Source organism: Pararhodonellum marinum (genome assembly GCF_015354735.1).
Classification (GTDB): domain Bacteria; phylum Bacteroidota; class Bacteroidia; order Cytophagales; family Cyclobacteriaceae; genus Pararhodonellum; species Pararhodonellum marinum.
This window is the reverse complement of sequence record NZ_JACEFJ010000014.1, coordinates 1-15,860: the sequence shown is the minus strand read 5'-3', so window position 1 is coordinate 15,860 and position 15,860 is coordinate 1. Positions and strand designations below refer to the sequence as shown.

Genomic DNA, 15,860 nt, shown 5'->3' with positions numbered 1-15,860 from the left:
TTTAAGCCAAGTATGAAAAGTATATATAAATCCGCAAAATCAAAATCCCAATTATGGTGCTTTATGAAGAAAACTTGGATAAAACTACAGCTGTTATGACTGATATAGAACATTACATCCACAGCACATTTGGGTTAGACAGGACTTTTGCAGAAAAGGTATCTGGATTGTTTCAGAAGGTTAACCTTCCAAAAAGGTCTTTTTTCTCCAAGGGAGGAGGTTCTTGTGAAAAAATGGGCTTTGTTCATCAGGGGATTCTACGGGAATTTGCGGAATTTGGGAACAAGGAAGTTACCCGATGGGTCGCTACTAAAGGTCATTTGATAATGGATAGGCAGAGTTTTTTCATGCAAATGAAGGGCAAATGGAATATTCAGGCTTATACTGAATGTGAGATTTTTGTAATTAGAAGAAATGATTACGACCGCATTGGAGAAATTGTTCCAAAATGGCATCAATTTGAAAAAGCATTTGTAGCCAGGCAATTGGGTGAGATGGAAGACAGGATAAGTGAACAGATTGCGCTCAGTGCTGAAGAGCGGTATTTCAAACTGTTTATGAAGGACCGGAATATATTCAATGAAGTGCCTTCCAAATTCCTTGCCTCAGTTTTGGGTATGACTCCTGAAACGTTCAGCAGGATCAGAAACAAGCAATTGAGGCAATGATGGTTTTAGATTTACACCTGGGAATAATAAGTGTTACCATACCTTCAGGATGCCAACTTACAGTACTGAATCCTTCACTTCTGATAATGGGATTTTTAAATTAAATTTGGCAAATTGGAGCCATGCATCCTTTATTAAGAGAATATTTTCAGAGATTAAGTCCGGTAGCTGATCAGGATATTGAATATCTCTCGCCGTATTTTACTGAGAAAACCTACAAAAAAAATGAATTCCTTTTACGTGAGGGGGAAATCTGCAAGTACAATTATTTCGTCATCTCTGGGTGCCTGAGACTTTTTACCACCAATAAGGAAGGGGTGGAAAATACAAGATATTTGGCCTTCGAAGGAAAATTTGGTACCAGTTTTACAAGCTTAATTTCTGAAAAACCAGCCTTTGAAAATATTCAATGCCTTGAAAAGACGACTGTCTTGCGAATATTCAGAGATGATTTTTATCATTTGGTGGAAACAGAACCTCTAATCAACAAGGTGTATCGCAACATTTTGGAGTCCGCTTACATTACCACACAAAAACGAATCTATGATTTTCAAGGTGCCGATAGCCTGGAAAGAGTACAATGGCTTTTGGAACATCAACCCAAAATCCTCAGTAGGCTTTCCAATAAAGTCGTGGCGAGTTATTTGGGCATCACTCCGTACACCCTTAGTCGCCTAAAAGCCAAATTGTAAGGTAAAACCTTGACTTAGGGCAACATTTAATTTCGAAAACCATCCGAGCTTTGTAAAGAAAAAAAGAGCGGAAAAAATGCACCTTCTCAAAAATGTAAAATTAAATTGGATACGATTGGTAATTGTCACCTGTTTATACTTATTCAATTTTCCAATCACAGTTTATCCACAAGACATGGCCCCAAAAGTACCGACCCCAGTAGAATTCATGGCAGGGCATCAACGCTTGTTTTTCCAAATGGTGGTCAAAAAACAATTCACACCTGAAAGCAAGTTTGGGTTTCTAAGTGTGGCTACTTTTACCAGTAGTTATGACAATGACCTAAATGATTTGGATTTGGTCATGCCTGTACTGATCAATTACAATTTCTACAAAGACTTCAGTTTCGTCGCAGGCACCACGATCAACAATAGTGTTGGGTTTTCCCCACTAGCCGGTATGCAGCATTCCTATGCCAATAGAAAATGGCTGGCAGTGAGCATTGCCTCACTTTTTTTGAACGAAAGCAGAAGCATCGAGCTATTCGGGATTTATGAATACAAGCCGCAGATCAGCAAGGGCTTGAATCTCTACACCAGACTACAATACATGTATGTCCATAAGACAATAGAAAATCAACATGCCAGAAGCTTTCTTCAACTCCGAGCTGGCCTTAAAAAGGAGGCTTTTAGTTTTGGATTGGGAGCCAATCTGGATCAGTATGGGCCAGAAAGAGAATTCAAACCCAATTATGGTATTTTTGTGGGCTGGGCATTTCAGTAACCTCATTAATTTTTTCTTCATACAGTCCTTGATTTATTTTTAAGGCCATTCCAAAAATAGTATCGAACGATTTTTTATTGAGTTTTATTCGACAATCGACCAAACTTATGACTGGTAATATTGAGGTATCTTCAATACAGGTATATGTAGGAAGCGGCAATTAAATTTCATCTCATTTGGTCATTTTAGAAAATTCAGCAAATAAATTCTATATTTTAGGTTACATTTTTTAACCTTATTGCGACTAATAGATGTATACATGGCCAACAAAAAGCGCAAACTTTCTGATAAAGAAATCCTAAACGGAATTCGAGATAAAAATCAAATCAACAAGATGCTAAGTCATCTTTACCAAGAAAACTATGCTTATTTAGAAACCTGTATTCTTAGAAAATATGGTAACGAAGAGGATGCTGCAGACATAATCCAGGAAACCTTTCTGGTTTTCATTGACTTGGTTGTCCATGACAAATTCAGAGAGCAAGCCAGTATCAAATCCATGTTGTACAAAATCGCAAATAATTTATGGGTTTCCGAAATAAGAAAAAGGAGCAGTATGAATAAGAGAAATGAAATCTATGAATCCGAGAAAGAAATCATACAAAAGGATATGAATCAGCAACTTGTTCAATTTGAGAACAAAAAATTCATTCTGGAAATTTTTGAAAGTCTTGGATCTTCCTGCAAAGAATTATTGATCAAATTTTACTATTTGGAAATGTCGATGAAAGATATTCTTCAAATGGAAAATTATGCCAATGAACAGGTGGTTCGCAATAAAAAGTACAAGTGTCTACAAGGGTTAATCAATAAAATCAATGACAATCCCAACTTGCGTCAAATGCTTAAATCAGCTTTAGAAAATGGATAACTTTACAAAACTCGAGGAAATTGAAGCCTATTTGGATGGGGAAATGACTCCGAGCCAACGTGCTATTTTTGAAGATAAAGTACAGCAACAACCGGAACTGGGCGAATTGTTACATTTGGTGAAAATCAGCCGGGAGACAATAAACTTAGCTGGATACAAGAAAGAAATTTCAAGGATACACCACACCTTTATTCAGGAAAAAAGACTAGAATCCAAAAGCAAAGGTCCAAAAAAATTAAGGACTCTGGTAGTATTACCGAACATTTTAAAAGGAATTGCGGCAAGTTTGATCCTGATTGCGTTGGCAACGATTGTGGTGATCCATGATACCAAGCAAAACTTCTTTGAAAAAAAGTATATCGAATATAAAATTCCTCTTGAAAGATCTTCTGAACAAAAAAACGGAATACCAACTCAATGGTACATAGAAGAAAATTGGGAAAAAATAATTGAAAATTACTCCGTTGAAACCCAGAATCCCCAATACCTTTTTTTTAGTGCCATGGCAAATTTCAATTTAAAAAAATATGACACAGCCAATGACCAGTTTGAGGAAATACTGGAGTTGAACCGAAACGCTCAGAATAAAGTATTTCTGGATGAAGCGGAATTTTATTCCGTATTTACGCACATTAAGCTTGGAAATTACCCGGAAGCAGTGTCTTTAATCAAAAAAATAAACTCTAGTTCTAGTCATAACTATAATGGCTATTTTTCAAGTTGGGATCAATTCAAGTTACAACTCACACACTTTTTTTGAAAAAGGTAAAATTTTTGGTTACATGTTTGGTTATAGAATCGACTAAGTGATGAAAACAAACCTAATCAAAAGTTATGAAAAAAATCAATTATTTATTGGCCATTGCTCTTTTGTTCCTGTATGCATGTGATCAAGAAGAAGCGGTACCTTCCTTTGGAGAAGGAGATGGAAAGTTGGGAATAGGATTTGTCATTTCATCCAGTGACAATCCCAATGCCAGAGTCATGCAAGATTATCTGGTAATTGAATCGGGTTTTATTCAGATTGAAGAACTTGAGTTGGAACTCGAAGGAAGAAATGATATGGGAAAGTTCGAAAAGGAAATTGAAATAAAATTCAGCGAAATTAAAAAAATTGAATTCGATAAATTTGACGCTTCGGTGGATTTCTTTATCAACATCCCAGAGGGGGAATACAAAGAAATTGAATTGGAAATGGACCTTATCGATTACAAAAACGAACCTTCCATCTATCTTTCCGGAACCTTCAATGATTCGGAAAACAATTCGATTCCAGTTGTATTCGAATACTTTGATGATGAAATCGAATTTGAAGTTGAAATAGAACCTGAGGACGACGATGAATACTTCAGGGTAGATAGAATCGAAAATCCATTGGTTTTGTTTGAGTTAAATCCTTCCAAATGGTTTAATGGAGTTAGCGAAGAAGATCTGGAAAAAGCAGAGAGAATAGAAGGAGTCATTGTTCTCAACAAAAATACAAATCGAAGGCTTTTTGACAAGGTAGCCAAGAGAATAAAGGAAGCTGCAGAAATTGAAATTGAAATAAAATAAAGCAGGAGAAGTTGCCGACACCCAAAAAGGCTATCTCAATACTTTGAGGTAGCTTTTTTGTTTAAAAAAAGCAATAGGCCTAAAATTATTGTAATCAGGATCAGGAAGTATAACCACAGTGATGTTGTCAATTTGGCGGGGCTTCCGATATAAACAAAAGGAGCCCAAAATTTGGGATGTCTATAATTTACCATTTGCGGATCCTTCAACAATTGGAGTTTGGCAAGTTGAAGGGATTGGGCAAAACCATTTCCCTTACTAACATAAGCATAAAAAGCCTTACTGATGTATTCGGATACTACATCGTCTGATTTCCATTTTGTGGTAATCATATTAGGGTATCCAGCATAAGTGAAAGCCCTTGACAAACCTAAAATGCCTTCACTGTTACTGATTTGTCCTGAATTGGACTCACATGAGCTTAAAAACACAAATTTGCCCTTTTCAATATTAGATATCATGATTTCATCCAGATAGAGTTTATGGTCATTATCACTGGGATAAAAAGCCACAAAAGACTTTCCCCCATCGGAATGATTAACTTCTGCGTGAGTGGCCAGATGAAGAATGGGGTAATTTTGAAAATTTTTTGAAAAGAAGCTTTTAGTAGCCTCGTTTCCTATTTTAACCTCACCTTGAAGATGCTGAACTTCATTCAATGAATAGGGCAATTGTACGAAGCCACTTTTATTGATAAAATCATCATTCCTTGCAAACGGAGCCATGGATAAAATTTGATTAAAATCAGATTTTTTAAAATCATTGATCCTTAAAAATTTAGCCGAAAATGAATAACTTATGGCAAATTCTTCAACCAGAAACCTATTTTGTTCATTCATCAATGCCTCAAAGGGTATATCATTAAGCATTGCATGAGGAATCAAAATCAGCTGATCATACAATTCGATTTGCTCCAAATCGAATAGAAGGGAATACAAGGTTTTGTTGGTTTCTGAATTACTGAATTTCTCCCCTAAATTTGAATTGAATACTTGATCATTAAAAGATTCTATCAATTCCTCCAAGTCTGAGGGCAAAGGATGTACTTGTATCTCGATATTTTTTCTATCTACTAAAAAACTGTACAAATTATGATCCGCCACATAATATGAAATCAAGGCGGAATTTTTAGGCAAAACCTCTTTCTGGATGAAATCCATATTTAAGTCAGCTTCAGAAAACTTAAAATCCACAAATTGTTCCCTTTCATTGAAATCATCATGAAGTCTTGATAATTCAAGCTTAATATCCAAAAGGTCCTTTTGGATAGCACTGATGATGTTTATATCATCTTCATTGTTTAGCATAACCATAGTTCTGGAAAACCTATAATTTAGATTTCTTTCTTTTTCGAGAAGATCTGGAGGAAGTCCAATGGTTGATTTAAAACGGTTTTCTATGTTTCCGATTAACAAACCGATCGATTTGCTGCTTTCGGTAAAGTAAAATGCCTTTTTGAGGTAAGCCATATCTTTATCCTTATCGTATCTTTCATAAGCATAACTGATGGCTAAATTATAGGCATCGATAACAAAGTCGCTCAAAAAAACCCTGGCCTCATCATTGTCATAAATGGTACTCAGGTATTTAACCCTGTTGAATGCAGACTCAAAAGTTTTAAAGGCCGCTTCCCAGTATTTCTGATCATTTTTTTGTTTTGCCATTTTAGCCAAAGTCTCTGCCTTTTTGATGTGACTTTTAAACATGCTGAAAGAAGCAAAACTCAGCCCTATTTCATCTGGATTGACGAAAAAATCAGCATCTTCAAAGGAAGGGTCAAAATGGATCAGTGAAGTGTGGAAATGATTTAAGGCCAGATCCCAATTTTCTTCATCTGCGAAAATTTTACCTAACAAGTAATGAGATGTTCCAATCCTGAAATCCTTGCCAGTAATCCCCAAATCGGCATAAAACAGTCGATGGTTTTCTATGGCTTGCCTTAATTGTTTTTTTGCATCACTTAAATAGCCTTTCAGCATCAGAACCTCTGCCATCTGATTAACAAAACCCAATTCTTGAAGAATTTCATCATCAGTAATTTGCTTCAGAAAGTATTCTGCTGAATCTGGCATTTGCTTTTCGAGAAAAATATCAGCCAGATGAATGTAAATCCTGTCGTTATTGATTTCCAATGGCAACAAGGATTTGAATACAGTGATTGCAGTATCCAGCTGATTGGTTTTCATCAAAGATGACCCTATGTTATTAACAAAAGAATGATGCGCATACAAATAATATGGATTGTCTAAATCCCCACCTATTTCTTGCTCTACCAAATCGTCAGCTTTTGTAAAGTAATTAATGGCTTGAAAAAAATTACCCATTTCATAATATATCACACCAAGTGAATTGTAAAGCCTAGAGGCCTCAAGCTTAGAGTTTTTATATTCAAAAACATCCTCGGCGATTTTTAAAAATGCTGCGGCACTGTCTAATTTGCTTATGCTGTAATATGCTTCTCCCAAAAACAAATTAGGTGCAAAAAACAGGGTGTCCTGAAGATGACTTTGAAGTTCCAGACTTTTTCTAAATATGCTGATCGCTTCTTCATTTCTGCCTTGTTCTATCAAAAGGACACCCAAGTTTTCAAAGATCCCAACTTTGCTTTCTTTGTCAAAAGACTCAGAAAAAGACCCGTGCTCAATTACCTTTTTGTAATTGAATAACGCCAAACTATCATTTACTGATTCGGGGGCTTCATGGTAAAAATTAGATTCCGCTTGGTTCAGGTATTCCTTAATGTCCTCGACCTTCTGACCTTTTACGGATGGAAACATCAATAAGAGCAAACATAGAGTAGATAAAGTTTTTTTCATTAATGAAAAATAACCAAAAATTCATTAATTACTGTAGTCTCGCCACGATTACTAGATATGGAGGTCTTGGTTTTCTTTTGGTTACATCATCCTGCATGATGCGGAAGTTTGGATCTAGCTCGGTCGAGGATTCGATCAAGTCTCTTTTTTCCTGCATCTCGTCAATTAGCTCTTGAGGTACATCGGCCATAGTCTCAAAATAGAACAGCCTAATATCAATTTTATTCAAAGCACTCAAACTTTCATCAGATACCCTGTAATAAAGTGTAAAGTCTCTTGCATCACCGTTGATTGGTGTTTCCCCAAAGGTTTCATCTTCCAAAGTCTCCAACATATCAATATCCCCGGTATCATGATCAACAGATACTCCAAAGTCTGCTAACTTATTCCCATCGGGGCCATCGATGTCAAACTTACAACTATCGTCATCATCATCTTCATCGTCATCTTCGTCGTCATCATCGTCATCGTCGTCATCGTCCTCATCTTCGCATGGTACTATACCATCCTGGTTTCCATTATAAATAGCCCTCGCAAACCTTTCTCCTTGATCCAACACAAAAATCTCATCCAAATAATTGATCCCTGCAATGGTTAAAAAATAGGAACAGGCTGGAGCATCATTGGATGGTTTAAATTCAATTCTGTACCTTAAACCAGTTTCACTTTTATTGATATCAATGGCACCGGTGATGGAATCCAATTCAAGGCCTTCTGGGAAGCCTTCGAAAGTTCCGGACAATTCATTGGTTGGGGCAATAATCTGTTCAGATTCAATATTGATAAAGTACAATGTATCAGCATAACTGAAATTGTTACAATCAAAGGTGTCTCCAACTGAACCGTTATTCGGGATACCATTATTGGTGTTTCCGTTGCCATTGCCATTACCATCCACATCATCATCACTTATGTCTACCTCGGAAATACAAGAAAACATGGATATTAAAGCTATGATTAAGGGGATTACTGTAAAATTTGGGCTAATTTTTTTCATGAACATATCAGTTTAGAATGACTTGAATCAAGACCATGGAATAATTGTCATTGGTCTTGTTTTGACAAGTATTTTGAATCCTGGCGCTCAAGTCTTTAACTCCGGATCTAATTTTAAAACTTGACCTGATAAAAGAACAATCAATTCTTTCCAGTAATCCGTCACTGCAAATAAGAAAGTAATCCCCTTCTTTTATGGTTGTTACCTTTTCTATCTCCGGATTGATATCCCTTTCAGCACTTAAAACCCTTGTTATCTTGTGCTTTTTAGGATGGCGCATTGCCTCTTTCTGTGAAAGACCCATTTTGCGGACAAGGTAATTGCCATAAGAATGATCCAAAGTTTGAAATAAGATTTCTCCATCTCTAATGTGATAAACCCTTGAATCACCTATCCATACAATTTTCAAACCAAATCTGTCCGCGATAACTCCAGCCATGGTGGTTTTCATTCCAAGGGTGTCCGGACAAGCTTTCTCATACAATGCTAACCTTTCCTTTACCTTTTCCAGACACTGAAGAATGTCAACAGACTTAACCGCTTCCAAATTACCCTGAGAAAAGTAATCTTTAATCGTATCACAGGTGATTTTTGAAGCAACTTCACCCGCTGGATGTCCCCCCAAACCATCGCATACTATGAACAAATGTATACCTGATTCAAGTTCACAAACCAAAATGCTATCCTCATTGTTCGCCTTTTTGCCCAATTCGGAAAATGATTCGATTTGAAAACTATACTTTTGAGAAATTTGATGAGTCATGATTTTGATTTTAAACAGCTTCTAATAACATCAGCAACTGATAACTGAAATACAAAGAAAGTTTGGCTTGATTGAATTTACCCAATGAAGCATTGAACATATCCCTTGCTGTGAGGAGCTCAACCGAACTGATTCTGCCCAACCTGTACTTTTCTTCCTGGAGATCATATGAGAGTTTGTTCTTTTCCAGCGCTCTTAAGGTAATCTGATACTTTTCTCGATTGGCTAAAAAGGTATTGTAAAGCTGTAGTGTATTTGAAACCAAAGAGTTTCTGGTATCATCCAAATTCAATTTGGTATTGTGAAGCCTGATTTTTTCTTCCCTCACTCTGTTGAGGTTTTGCATTTGGGTAAATATGGGTATGCTTAAACCCACGCTGATATACTGTCCGAGATTGTTAAAAACTTGCTCCATGATTAAGGTTTCATTTGTTACAGATTGGCCCATGTTGACACTGTAATTGGACAACACGCTGGCTCCAAGTCTCAATGATGGATAAAATGCGCGGTTGGCACTTTTTAACACCATATCTGAAACCTTTAACTGCTCCTCAAACTGTCCAATGATTGGATGATTGTTCACTACCATAGAAATCACTTCATCTTTGCTGGTGGGTAAATAAAGGATATTTTCAAGCTCCGAGATATCCAATTCCTCTAACGCTATAGGTGTGTCGTAGGGAAAATTCAGAAGTTCTTTCAATTGCTGAAGGATGATTTCAGTTTCATTGTTAAGTCTGATCATTTCCGCTTTTTCGGTTTCCAGTCTTGCTTCAAATGCAAATGCCTCATACTCCGTCAATCTGCCAACCTTTATCTTTTCAGTGATGATTTCCAATTCATTTTTGAGTATTTTAATGTTGCCGCTCACTGCTTTTGTGCTTTCCTGTACGATCATATAGCTTGAGAACAGGTCAACAATCTGAAAGCATATTTCAAGAAAAACTGCTGATTTAGCATATTCAGCTGACCTTTGTCTATGCATATTTTCAGAAATTGCCAGCAGATTTTGAAATCCTGAAAATAGATTCATCCGCAGACGAAGTCCCATTTCTCCACCGCTAAATTGTTCAAAGGCGAAGGCGTTGGTTACAGGATCAATGTTCTTCCCAAATGAGAAATAATGGTTCATGTCATACGATAAACTGGGCAATAGGGCAAATTTGGCACTCGATTTCCGGATGTTGGCTATTTGAATGTCATTGTCTGCCAACTGCACGGGGATATTTTGCTTGGCGGCTATTAAGAAACAATCATTCATGGATAGTGTAGTCTGTCCATACACAAAACAGGCAGGAATCAGAAACGCCACCATCGCATAAATCCATATGGAAGATTTGATTCTCATATCAACTGGCGTTTCTAAATATTTTTCTGAAAAAAAACTTATAGACTGGCAGCCTATCCTGGATAATTTCACCTTTTAACTGATAACCTTGTTTTAAAGCAAACCGCTCATTTTTGACTAATTCAATGAGAGCAAAAAAGGATTCGTTTTCCTTTCCTTCTCCCACGAAACTTACTTCTCCATTTAGCGCCCCGAATTCAAATTGATTGAATGCACTAAGTTTAAGTTTGGCTTTCTGACCCACCTGAATCAGGGGAAGATGGTTTTCAGGAATGTTGACTTTGGCATAGTATTCCATGGATTGTGGGACTAAAGACATCAGCATGTCGCCCTTGAGAATGTAATTGGTGGACTGTCTGGTATTGAACAAGAAATTGACCTGTCCATCTTTTGGCGCAATCATGTATTGCATTTTCAATTCTTTCTCCAGCTTGGAATAAGTTTGCTTGGTTAGGCTCAACTGGCTTTTTTGGTCAATCAGGTTTTGTTCCAAATAAGCAATCTCCTCCTCCAATTCTAATTTGGCTATTTGTAATTGATGTGAAGTTTTGTTCAGATTATTCCTTGACAGCATTTTATCACCGGCGTACTGTCGGGAGACATTGGAAAGTTCAGCCAACTTTTCCTTCATGGATAGGTAGGCGTCCTTTGCATCCATGTACTCATACCTGCTTAGCATTCCTTTATGGAAAAGGATTGAGTCCCCTTCAAACTTTTCTTTCGTAGACTCCAGTCTCCCAACCATTAAGGAAAGCTGTTCCTTGGTCATAGAAAGGTGGTTGTCTAGCTGGTTTTGGTTTAAATTGTATTCACTTTGAGATAAATTCTGACCGTTTTGCAGCGCATTTAGCTTCCTGGACTTGGCCTGTATCAACTCAGAAATCGACTGGATCTTTTCTGCCAATAGATTAATGCCAATGGCTGCTTTGGCTTTTTGATCTTCCAGTTCCAGGTTCTCCAAAACAAGCAGGGTGTCATTTTGGGCCACTCTTTGACCTTCATTTACCAAAATAGACTTGATCTGCACATCAAAAGGCGCAATGAAGTCGATTTGTGGATCTTTGGCGATGATTTCTCCTTCACTGATCGACACAGAATCATTGATCTTCAAACTGATAAAAAGGATCAAGACCGATAATGTTATAAAGATCAGTACCTTAAAAAACCATTTGGTAAATTTATCATCAGCTATATTGTAGCTGTAATTGCTGTATTGTTCCATCACTCAAACTCAATGTTTTGTTAAACTCAATATGTTCCAATGGCTCATGGGATATCATGATAAATGTCCTATCCCGCTGTCGGTTAATGAATTTTTCGATTTTTTCTCTTGATACCCTATCTATTCCTGACAGCGTTTCATCTAGAATAATCATTTGTGCATTGGACATAAACGCACGCATTAATAAGACCTTTTTCCTTTGGCCCGTCGAAAGGTTTTTGCCCTGCTCGTTTACTAGAAAATCAAACCCTTCTGATTTTTCATTGATGAATTCGTAGAAACCTAATTCTTTTGCCAGTTCAAGCGCTTTGGAGGTATCTATGTCGTAATCAAAGTTGATATTATACTCAAGAGTATCATTGAAAACGATATCCTCATTACTGATCAGCAGTATCTTTTTCCGCAAGGAACCCTGACGAAAATATCCCGATTTCTCTCCGTTGATCAACACATCTCCTTGATGAGGATCGTATAATAAGGCAAGAACTTTACAGATTGTGCTTTTGCCTGCGCCATTTTTACCTTCCAAAAGAATCCTGTCGCCTTTTTCAATTTTCAAATTCAGATCCGTAAAAATGGGTTTCTGTGGAATGTAGTGAAATCCTACATTCCGGAATTCAATGCTGTTTATTTCTTCAAGGTAAATTCCTGATTTGGTCTGATTGGGAAGGTGCTTTTCAGTATTGCCAAAATCAAAATACCTTTGAAGAATGATTTCATTTTCCTGGATATCCAAGCTTTGTTCCAGTAAGTCTTTTACGGCTGAGAAAATCTGACCTGTAAATGCCAAAAAGGTGATAATTTGCCCTACCGAGACGGTCTGGTAGAGGATAGAACTACGGGTAAGAAAGTAGGTAATCCCAATCGTAGAAGTCACTACGATCAAATTAACCACCACTGAATTGACCAAACTAACGTAGCGAACACGCTTTTGTACATTCAGAATACTTCGGATTGATGGCACTACGCGTTGTAGAAACGCCAACTCAATCCGAAAGGACTTGATTACTTGGAGTCCTTCAATATTTTCGAACAACAGGGAAAACAACCTGGATTTTTCCAGAAAACGTCTGTTCTCATTGGAGCGGATATAGGGAGTAATGACATGAAACCAAACAACAAAAAGTGACAAAATAAGTATTACTACCAAGGTGGCTTGCCAATGTATGGCAAACAAAAATGCCAAAGCTGCAAGGCTGACAAATGTGTCAAGCAGCACTGAGGTGAAAAATTTAATAAAGAAAGTTTTAATTTTTAAACTGTCCTTGACCCTTTCCGTCAGATCTCCTTTGCTGAAAGTCTGAATGTAGTGAATCGGAAAAAAATTCAGCTTTTCTACAAATCCAGTTAGAAAATAATTGTCAAAAATATTGGAGAGATGAATGGAAATGTATTTTTTGTAAATGTTGATCAGCAGGTTAAATATTTTGAACAAGAAAAGACCTAAAGCAAATACCAACAAGAGGTTTAGATCTTTATCGGGCAAGATATGGTCAATCAAAATCTGACTTTTGAAAAGGGTAAACTGACTGAAAAACGATACCAATATTGCTGTAGTGATGTACATAAACCATAACCTGTGATAAGGCTTCATCTCCCCATAAAGTCTACGGTAAGGATTCTTATGACTATAAAACTCCTGATTTGGTGTTTTTATGTTTTGGTGCTTTTTTACAGTAAGTACTACTGGGACTTTTAACTTTAGTTTTTCTTCTTTGATTTTTACAGACCTAAATTGCTTAGGAAGAAAATTGATGTCTTGATTAAAAAGCAAATCCAAAAGAAACTCTTTTTCAGAGTCGCTGTCCAAAAATCCGAAATTGTCTTTCAAATAGGAGAAATAGGTCAGCTTGTTCATGACCATCGCAGGACTTTCTGATAGCTTTTGCCGATCAATTTCATACTCGAAAAGTTCAGTATTTATAAGCTGATCTATTACATGGCTATTGCTGACCAAGTCATAATTGACAGAAGCCAGGTGCACTTTGTTGAACAATTCTGCATGTGTCCACCTGATTACTTGTCCATGGGCTGGATCGATGACCACATATTTTTTGTTTTTTATTTCTTTAATTACGACGAAATGGAGGCCACTCCTGCTTTTGACCGAAATGATGCAGGGAAGCATCGCTTTGATTTTTTCGGGTTGTGATTTGAGGGTATGTACATCAAGAAGGTTGAAAGAAGTTTCGAAACCATTGTCTGAAAAAAACTGCTTGATGTCCTGAAGACTTGAACCGGATTCACTCAAGAATATATTGTCCGCAATGAATTCCCTGTCCACAGGAATTCCATGAAGGTCATAAAGGATCTTCGCAGAACTTATCCCACAGTCGTTGTGCTTTAATTGTTGTTCAGTTATCCTAGACATGTTTCTTTACTTTGCAGCGGAATGAAGAGATTTACTTTTCCTTAAAAAATCCTTATAAATTGCTTCTGCATCGGGATACCTTTGTGATGGGGTTTTGCTTGTGCAGTTCTCAATTATTGATTTGTATTCAAGTAAGATCGGCCTTCCCCAAGCAGTTTGTGTTGGAAATACCAATTCTTTGGTTAGAATTTGTTCAGACAACTCCTCCCAAATGAACCCGGTAAATGGCACTTTTCGGTAGAGTATGAAATAAACTATCATGCCTATTTGGTAGACATCGGATAAAAAATCAGGTCGAAAGGTAAATTTATCCATACTGATGGGTTTGATTCTTTCCGGTGGCAAGTAATACAAGACCCCTCCTACTTTGACAATTTCATCTCCTGAACTGGCAGCGTCTATAGACATGCCCAAATCAATGATTTTAATCTCCAAGTCTTCACATACCAATACATTCGAAGGATGGATATCTCCGTGAATGATTTTCCCTTGGTGAAGCTTTCCAAATCCATGTAGGATATTATTGATCAGTTTAAATTCCTGATCATGTGTAAGAGGATCTGATTTCCTAAAATATCTAGGTATCCCAATTCCGCTTACCAATTCCAAAACCATATAAGCAAATTGTGCTTCCTCTTGGTAATCAAAAAGTTGATAGATGGCCGAGATTCCCTTACCTTTTGTCAATAGACTCATTTCCAGCCTGAAAAATTCCAACTCCTTTTTAAAGGTTTTCTCATCGGAAGCTTTGTTTCCGTTGAGCAATTTAATGACATAAGAATCATTTGATTTCAGGTGACAGACCTGATAGATGTCAACCATTTTTTTATTGGAAATCAAAGAAATTACCCTGTATGCTCCAATCCGGTCATCTTTACAAAACAAAGGATCAATGGATGAAATGACTTCTTGCTTTGTTTCGGGAATGAGAAAACCCTTTTTTAATGCGATTTTAAAAATCCCGGAACAATGCTTTTTCAATTCTTCAGAACTGTGATTGAATTCAAATTCAAACTCAGAAACCACCTCATCCAAGGATTTTGGATCCTGAAATTTGTTTAAAAAATGTTTGATAGAATCATTGATGAGGTAATTCCTTTTGATCAGAGGACTTGAAATTTTAAAAGAATTACCCCTGTATTTGGGTTTGATTTTTTGTAATGTTCGTTGGTCGAGTTCTCTGATCTTTAGGAAACTTGACATTCTGTATCTTTCCATGATCATGTGGTTTTATTTAGGTATCAAATGGCAATGACTAGGGAAGGACGATGGTATCGCCCTTCCCCAGCTTCATTTTAAGAACTGAAAGAGCTCTCGGAGCTGTCAGAACTTAATGATGATTCAGAGCTCAAGGAAGAATCCGAGCTAATTGAATCCGAGCTACTGGAAGAACCTGCTGCAACGATTTCGTTGATGGCTTCTCCTTTCAACTCGTTCATGAATTTTTCTAAAGTAATCATGGTTGTGTTTTTTAAATTGATGGCTACTCTGTGGAAATGGGTTTTCGCCTTCCCCCGAATTCCCCCGACTATACAGCAAATGAGGAAAACAGTGCAGAAAATGCACTTTCGTTGTTACGTAACATTAAATAGTCGTTGCTGCCCAGAAAAATGTAACCCTTGGGAAAGGAAATTTAATTCAATTGCTGATTTTAGGTAATAAAAGGTAAAATGGAGTAAACGAAATATGGTTATCCGCTTTTTTGCCAATGCCCCAATATTCTTCTTCAAACGGGTCGGAAGTCCAAAGTCCGAAGTCCCGCCGTCGTCGGGAAAGGATGTGCCGGACATTTCAG

Annotated in this window: 14 protein-coding genes; 6 read left to right on the top strand and 8 right to left on the bottom strand. The window is 37.1% G+C overall.

The genetic code is table 11. The annotated features are described in order from the left end of the window. The first annotated feature begins 95 nt into the window (after positions 1-95). The 6 genes from H1A14_RS19535 (at position 96) to H1A14_RS19510 (ending at position 4,548) form a co-directional block, all read left to right on the top strand. A complete protein-coding gene (locus H1A14_RS19535) occupies positions 96-668 on the top strand; it encodes a Crp/Fnr family transcriptional regulator (protein ID WP_194777990.1) in 573 nt (190 codons plus the stop codon). Between the two features lie 122 nt (positions 669-790). Continuing rightward, positions 791-1,360 carry a Crp/Fnr family transcriptional regulator gene (locus H1A14_RS19530; protein WP_194777989.1) on the top strand — a complete coding sequence of 190 codons (570 nt, stop codon included), beginning with the start codon at positions 791-793 and terminating at the stop codon, positions 1,358-1,360. Positions 1,361-1,535: 175 nt separating this feature from the next. Beyond that, positions 1,536-2,123 carry a hypothetical protein gene (locus tag H1A14_RS19525; protein ID WP_228527888.1) on the top strand — a complete coding sequence of 196 codons (588 nt, stop codon included), beginning with the start codon at positions 1,536-1,538 and terminating at the stop codon, positions 2,121-2,123. A gap of 259 nt (positions 2,124-2,382) precedes the next feature. Next, on the top strand, positions 2,383-2,994 hold the full coding sequence (locus tag H1A14_RS19520; protein WP_194777987.1) for an RNA polymerase sigma factor: 612 nt from the start codon (positions 2,383-2,385) through the stop codon (positions 2,992-2,994). A 31-nt stretch (positions 2,995-3,025) separates the two neighbouring features. After that, a complete protein-coding gene (locus H1A14_RS19515; RefSeq protein ID WP_194777986.1) occupies positions 3,026-3,754 on the top strand; it encodes an outer membrane protein assembly factor BamD in 729 nt (242 codons plus the stop codon). A 74-nt stretch (positions 3,755-3,828) separates the two neighbouring features. Then, a complete protein-coding gene (locus H1A14_RS19510; protein ID WP_194777985.1) occupies positions 3,829-4,548 on the top strand; it encodes a hypothetical protein in 720 nt (239 codons plus the stop codon). Between the two features lie 35 nt (positions 4,549-4,583). On the opposite strand, the gene H1A14_RS19505 is transcribed toward H1A14_RS19510, so the two are convergent. From H1A14_RS19505 to H1A14_RS23230, 8 genes are all read right to left on the bottom strand, one after another. After that, entirely contained in the window at positions 4,584-7,364 is a 2,781-nt protein-coding gene (locus tag H1A14_RS19505; protein ID WP_194777984.1) for a CHAT domain-containing protein, read from the bottom strand. Between the two features lie 28 nt (positions 7,365-7,392). Further along, a complete protein-coding gene (locus H1A14_RS19500) occupies positions 7,393-8,361 on the bottom strand; it encodes a hypothetical protein (protein WP_194777983.1) in 969 nt (322 codons plus the stop codon). A gap of 7 nt (positions 8,362-8,368) precedes the next feature. Next, the gene (locus H1A14_RS19495) at positions 8,369-9,124 is read right to left on the bottom strand and encodes a PP2C family protein-serine/threonine phosphatase (protein ID WP_194777982.1); all 756 of its coding nucleotides are present in this window, start codon (positions 9,122-9,124) and stop codon (positions 8,369-8,371) included. A gap of 10 nt (positions 9,125-9,134) precedes the next feature. After that, the gene (locus H1A14_RS19490) at positions 9,135-10,472 is read right to left on the bottom strand and encodes a TolC family protein (RefSeq protein ID WP_194777981.1); all 1,338 of its coding nucleotides are present in this window, start codon (positions 10,470-10,472) and stop codon (positions 9,135-9,137) included. 1 nt (position 10,473) lies between these two features. Beyond that, positions 10,474-11,694, bottom strand: a complete 1,221-nt coding sequence (locus tag H1A14_RS19485) for an HlyD family secretion protein (protein WP_194777980.1) — start codon at positions 11,692-11,694, stop codon at positions 10,474-10,476. Then, positions 11,657-14,065, bottom strand: a complete 2,409-nt coding sequence (locus H1A14_RS19480) for an ABC transporter transmembrane domain-containing protein (RefSeq protein WP_194777979.1) — start codon at positions 14,063-14,065, stop codon at positions 11,657-11,659. Before H1A14_RS19480 ends, H1A14_RS19485 begins: the two co-directional genes overlap by 38 nt. 6 nt (positions 14,066-14,071) lie before the next feature. Beyond that, entirely contained in the window at positions 14,072-15,283 is a 1,212-nt protein-coding gene (locus H1A14_RS19475; protein ID WP_194777978.1) for a protein kinase domain-containing protein, read from the bottom strand. Between the two features lie 356 nt (positions 15,284-15,639). Then, positions 15,640-15,860, bottom strand: a 221-nt coding sequence (locus tag H1A14_RS23230; protein ID WP_228527887.1) for a hypothetical protein, incomplete at its 5' end; no start/stop codon positions are given.

Coding starts and splice junctions, on each gene's coding strand:
- H1A14_RS19535 (WP_194777990.1), top strand. CDS start 96: ATGACTGATATAGAACATTACATCCACAGCACATTTGGGTTAGACAGG.
- H1A14_RS19530 (WP_194777989.1), top strand. CDS start 791: ATGCATCCTTTATTAAGAGAATATTTTCAGAGATTAAGTCCGGTAGCT.
- H1A14_RS19525 (WP_228527888.1), top strand. CDS start 1,536: ATGGCCCCAAAAGTACCGACCCCAGTAGAATTCATGGCAGGGCATCAA.
- H1A14_RS19520 (WP_194777987.1), top strand. CDS start 2,383: ATGGCCAACAAAAAGCGCAAACTTTCTGATAAAGAAATCCTAAACGGA.
- H1A14_RS19510 (WP_194777985.1), top strand. CDS start 3,829: ATGAAAAAAATCAATTATTTATTGGCCATTGCTCTTTTGTTCCTGTAT.
- H1A14_RS19505 (WP_194777984.1), bottom strand. CDS start 7,364: ATGAAAAAAACTTTATCTACTCTATGTTTGCTCTTATTGATGTTTCCA.
- H1A14_RS19500 (WP_194777983.1), bottom strand. CDS start 8,361: ATGAAAAAAATTAGCCCAAATTTTACAGTAATCCCCTTAATCATAGCT.
- H1A14_RS19495 (WP_194777982.1), bottom strand. CDS start 9,124: ATGACTCATCAAATTTCTCAAAAGTATAGTTTTCAAATCGAATCATTT.
- H1A14_RS19490 (WP_194777981.1), bottom strand. CDS start 10,472: ATGAGAATCAAATCTTCCATATGGATTTATGCGATGGTGGCGTTTCTG.
- H1A14_RS19485 (WP_194777980.1), bottom strand. CDS start 11,694: ATGGAACAATACAGCAATTACAGCTACAATATAGCTGATGATAAATTT.
- H1A14_RS19480 (WP_194777979.1), bottom strand. CDS start 14,065: ATGTCTAGGATAACTGAACAACAATTAAAGCACAACGACTGTGGGATA.
- H1A14_RS19475 (WP_194777978.1), bottom strand. CDS start 15,283: ATGGAAAGATACAGAATGTCAAGTTTCCTAAAGATCAGAGAACTCGAC.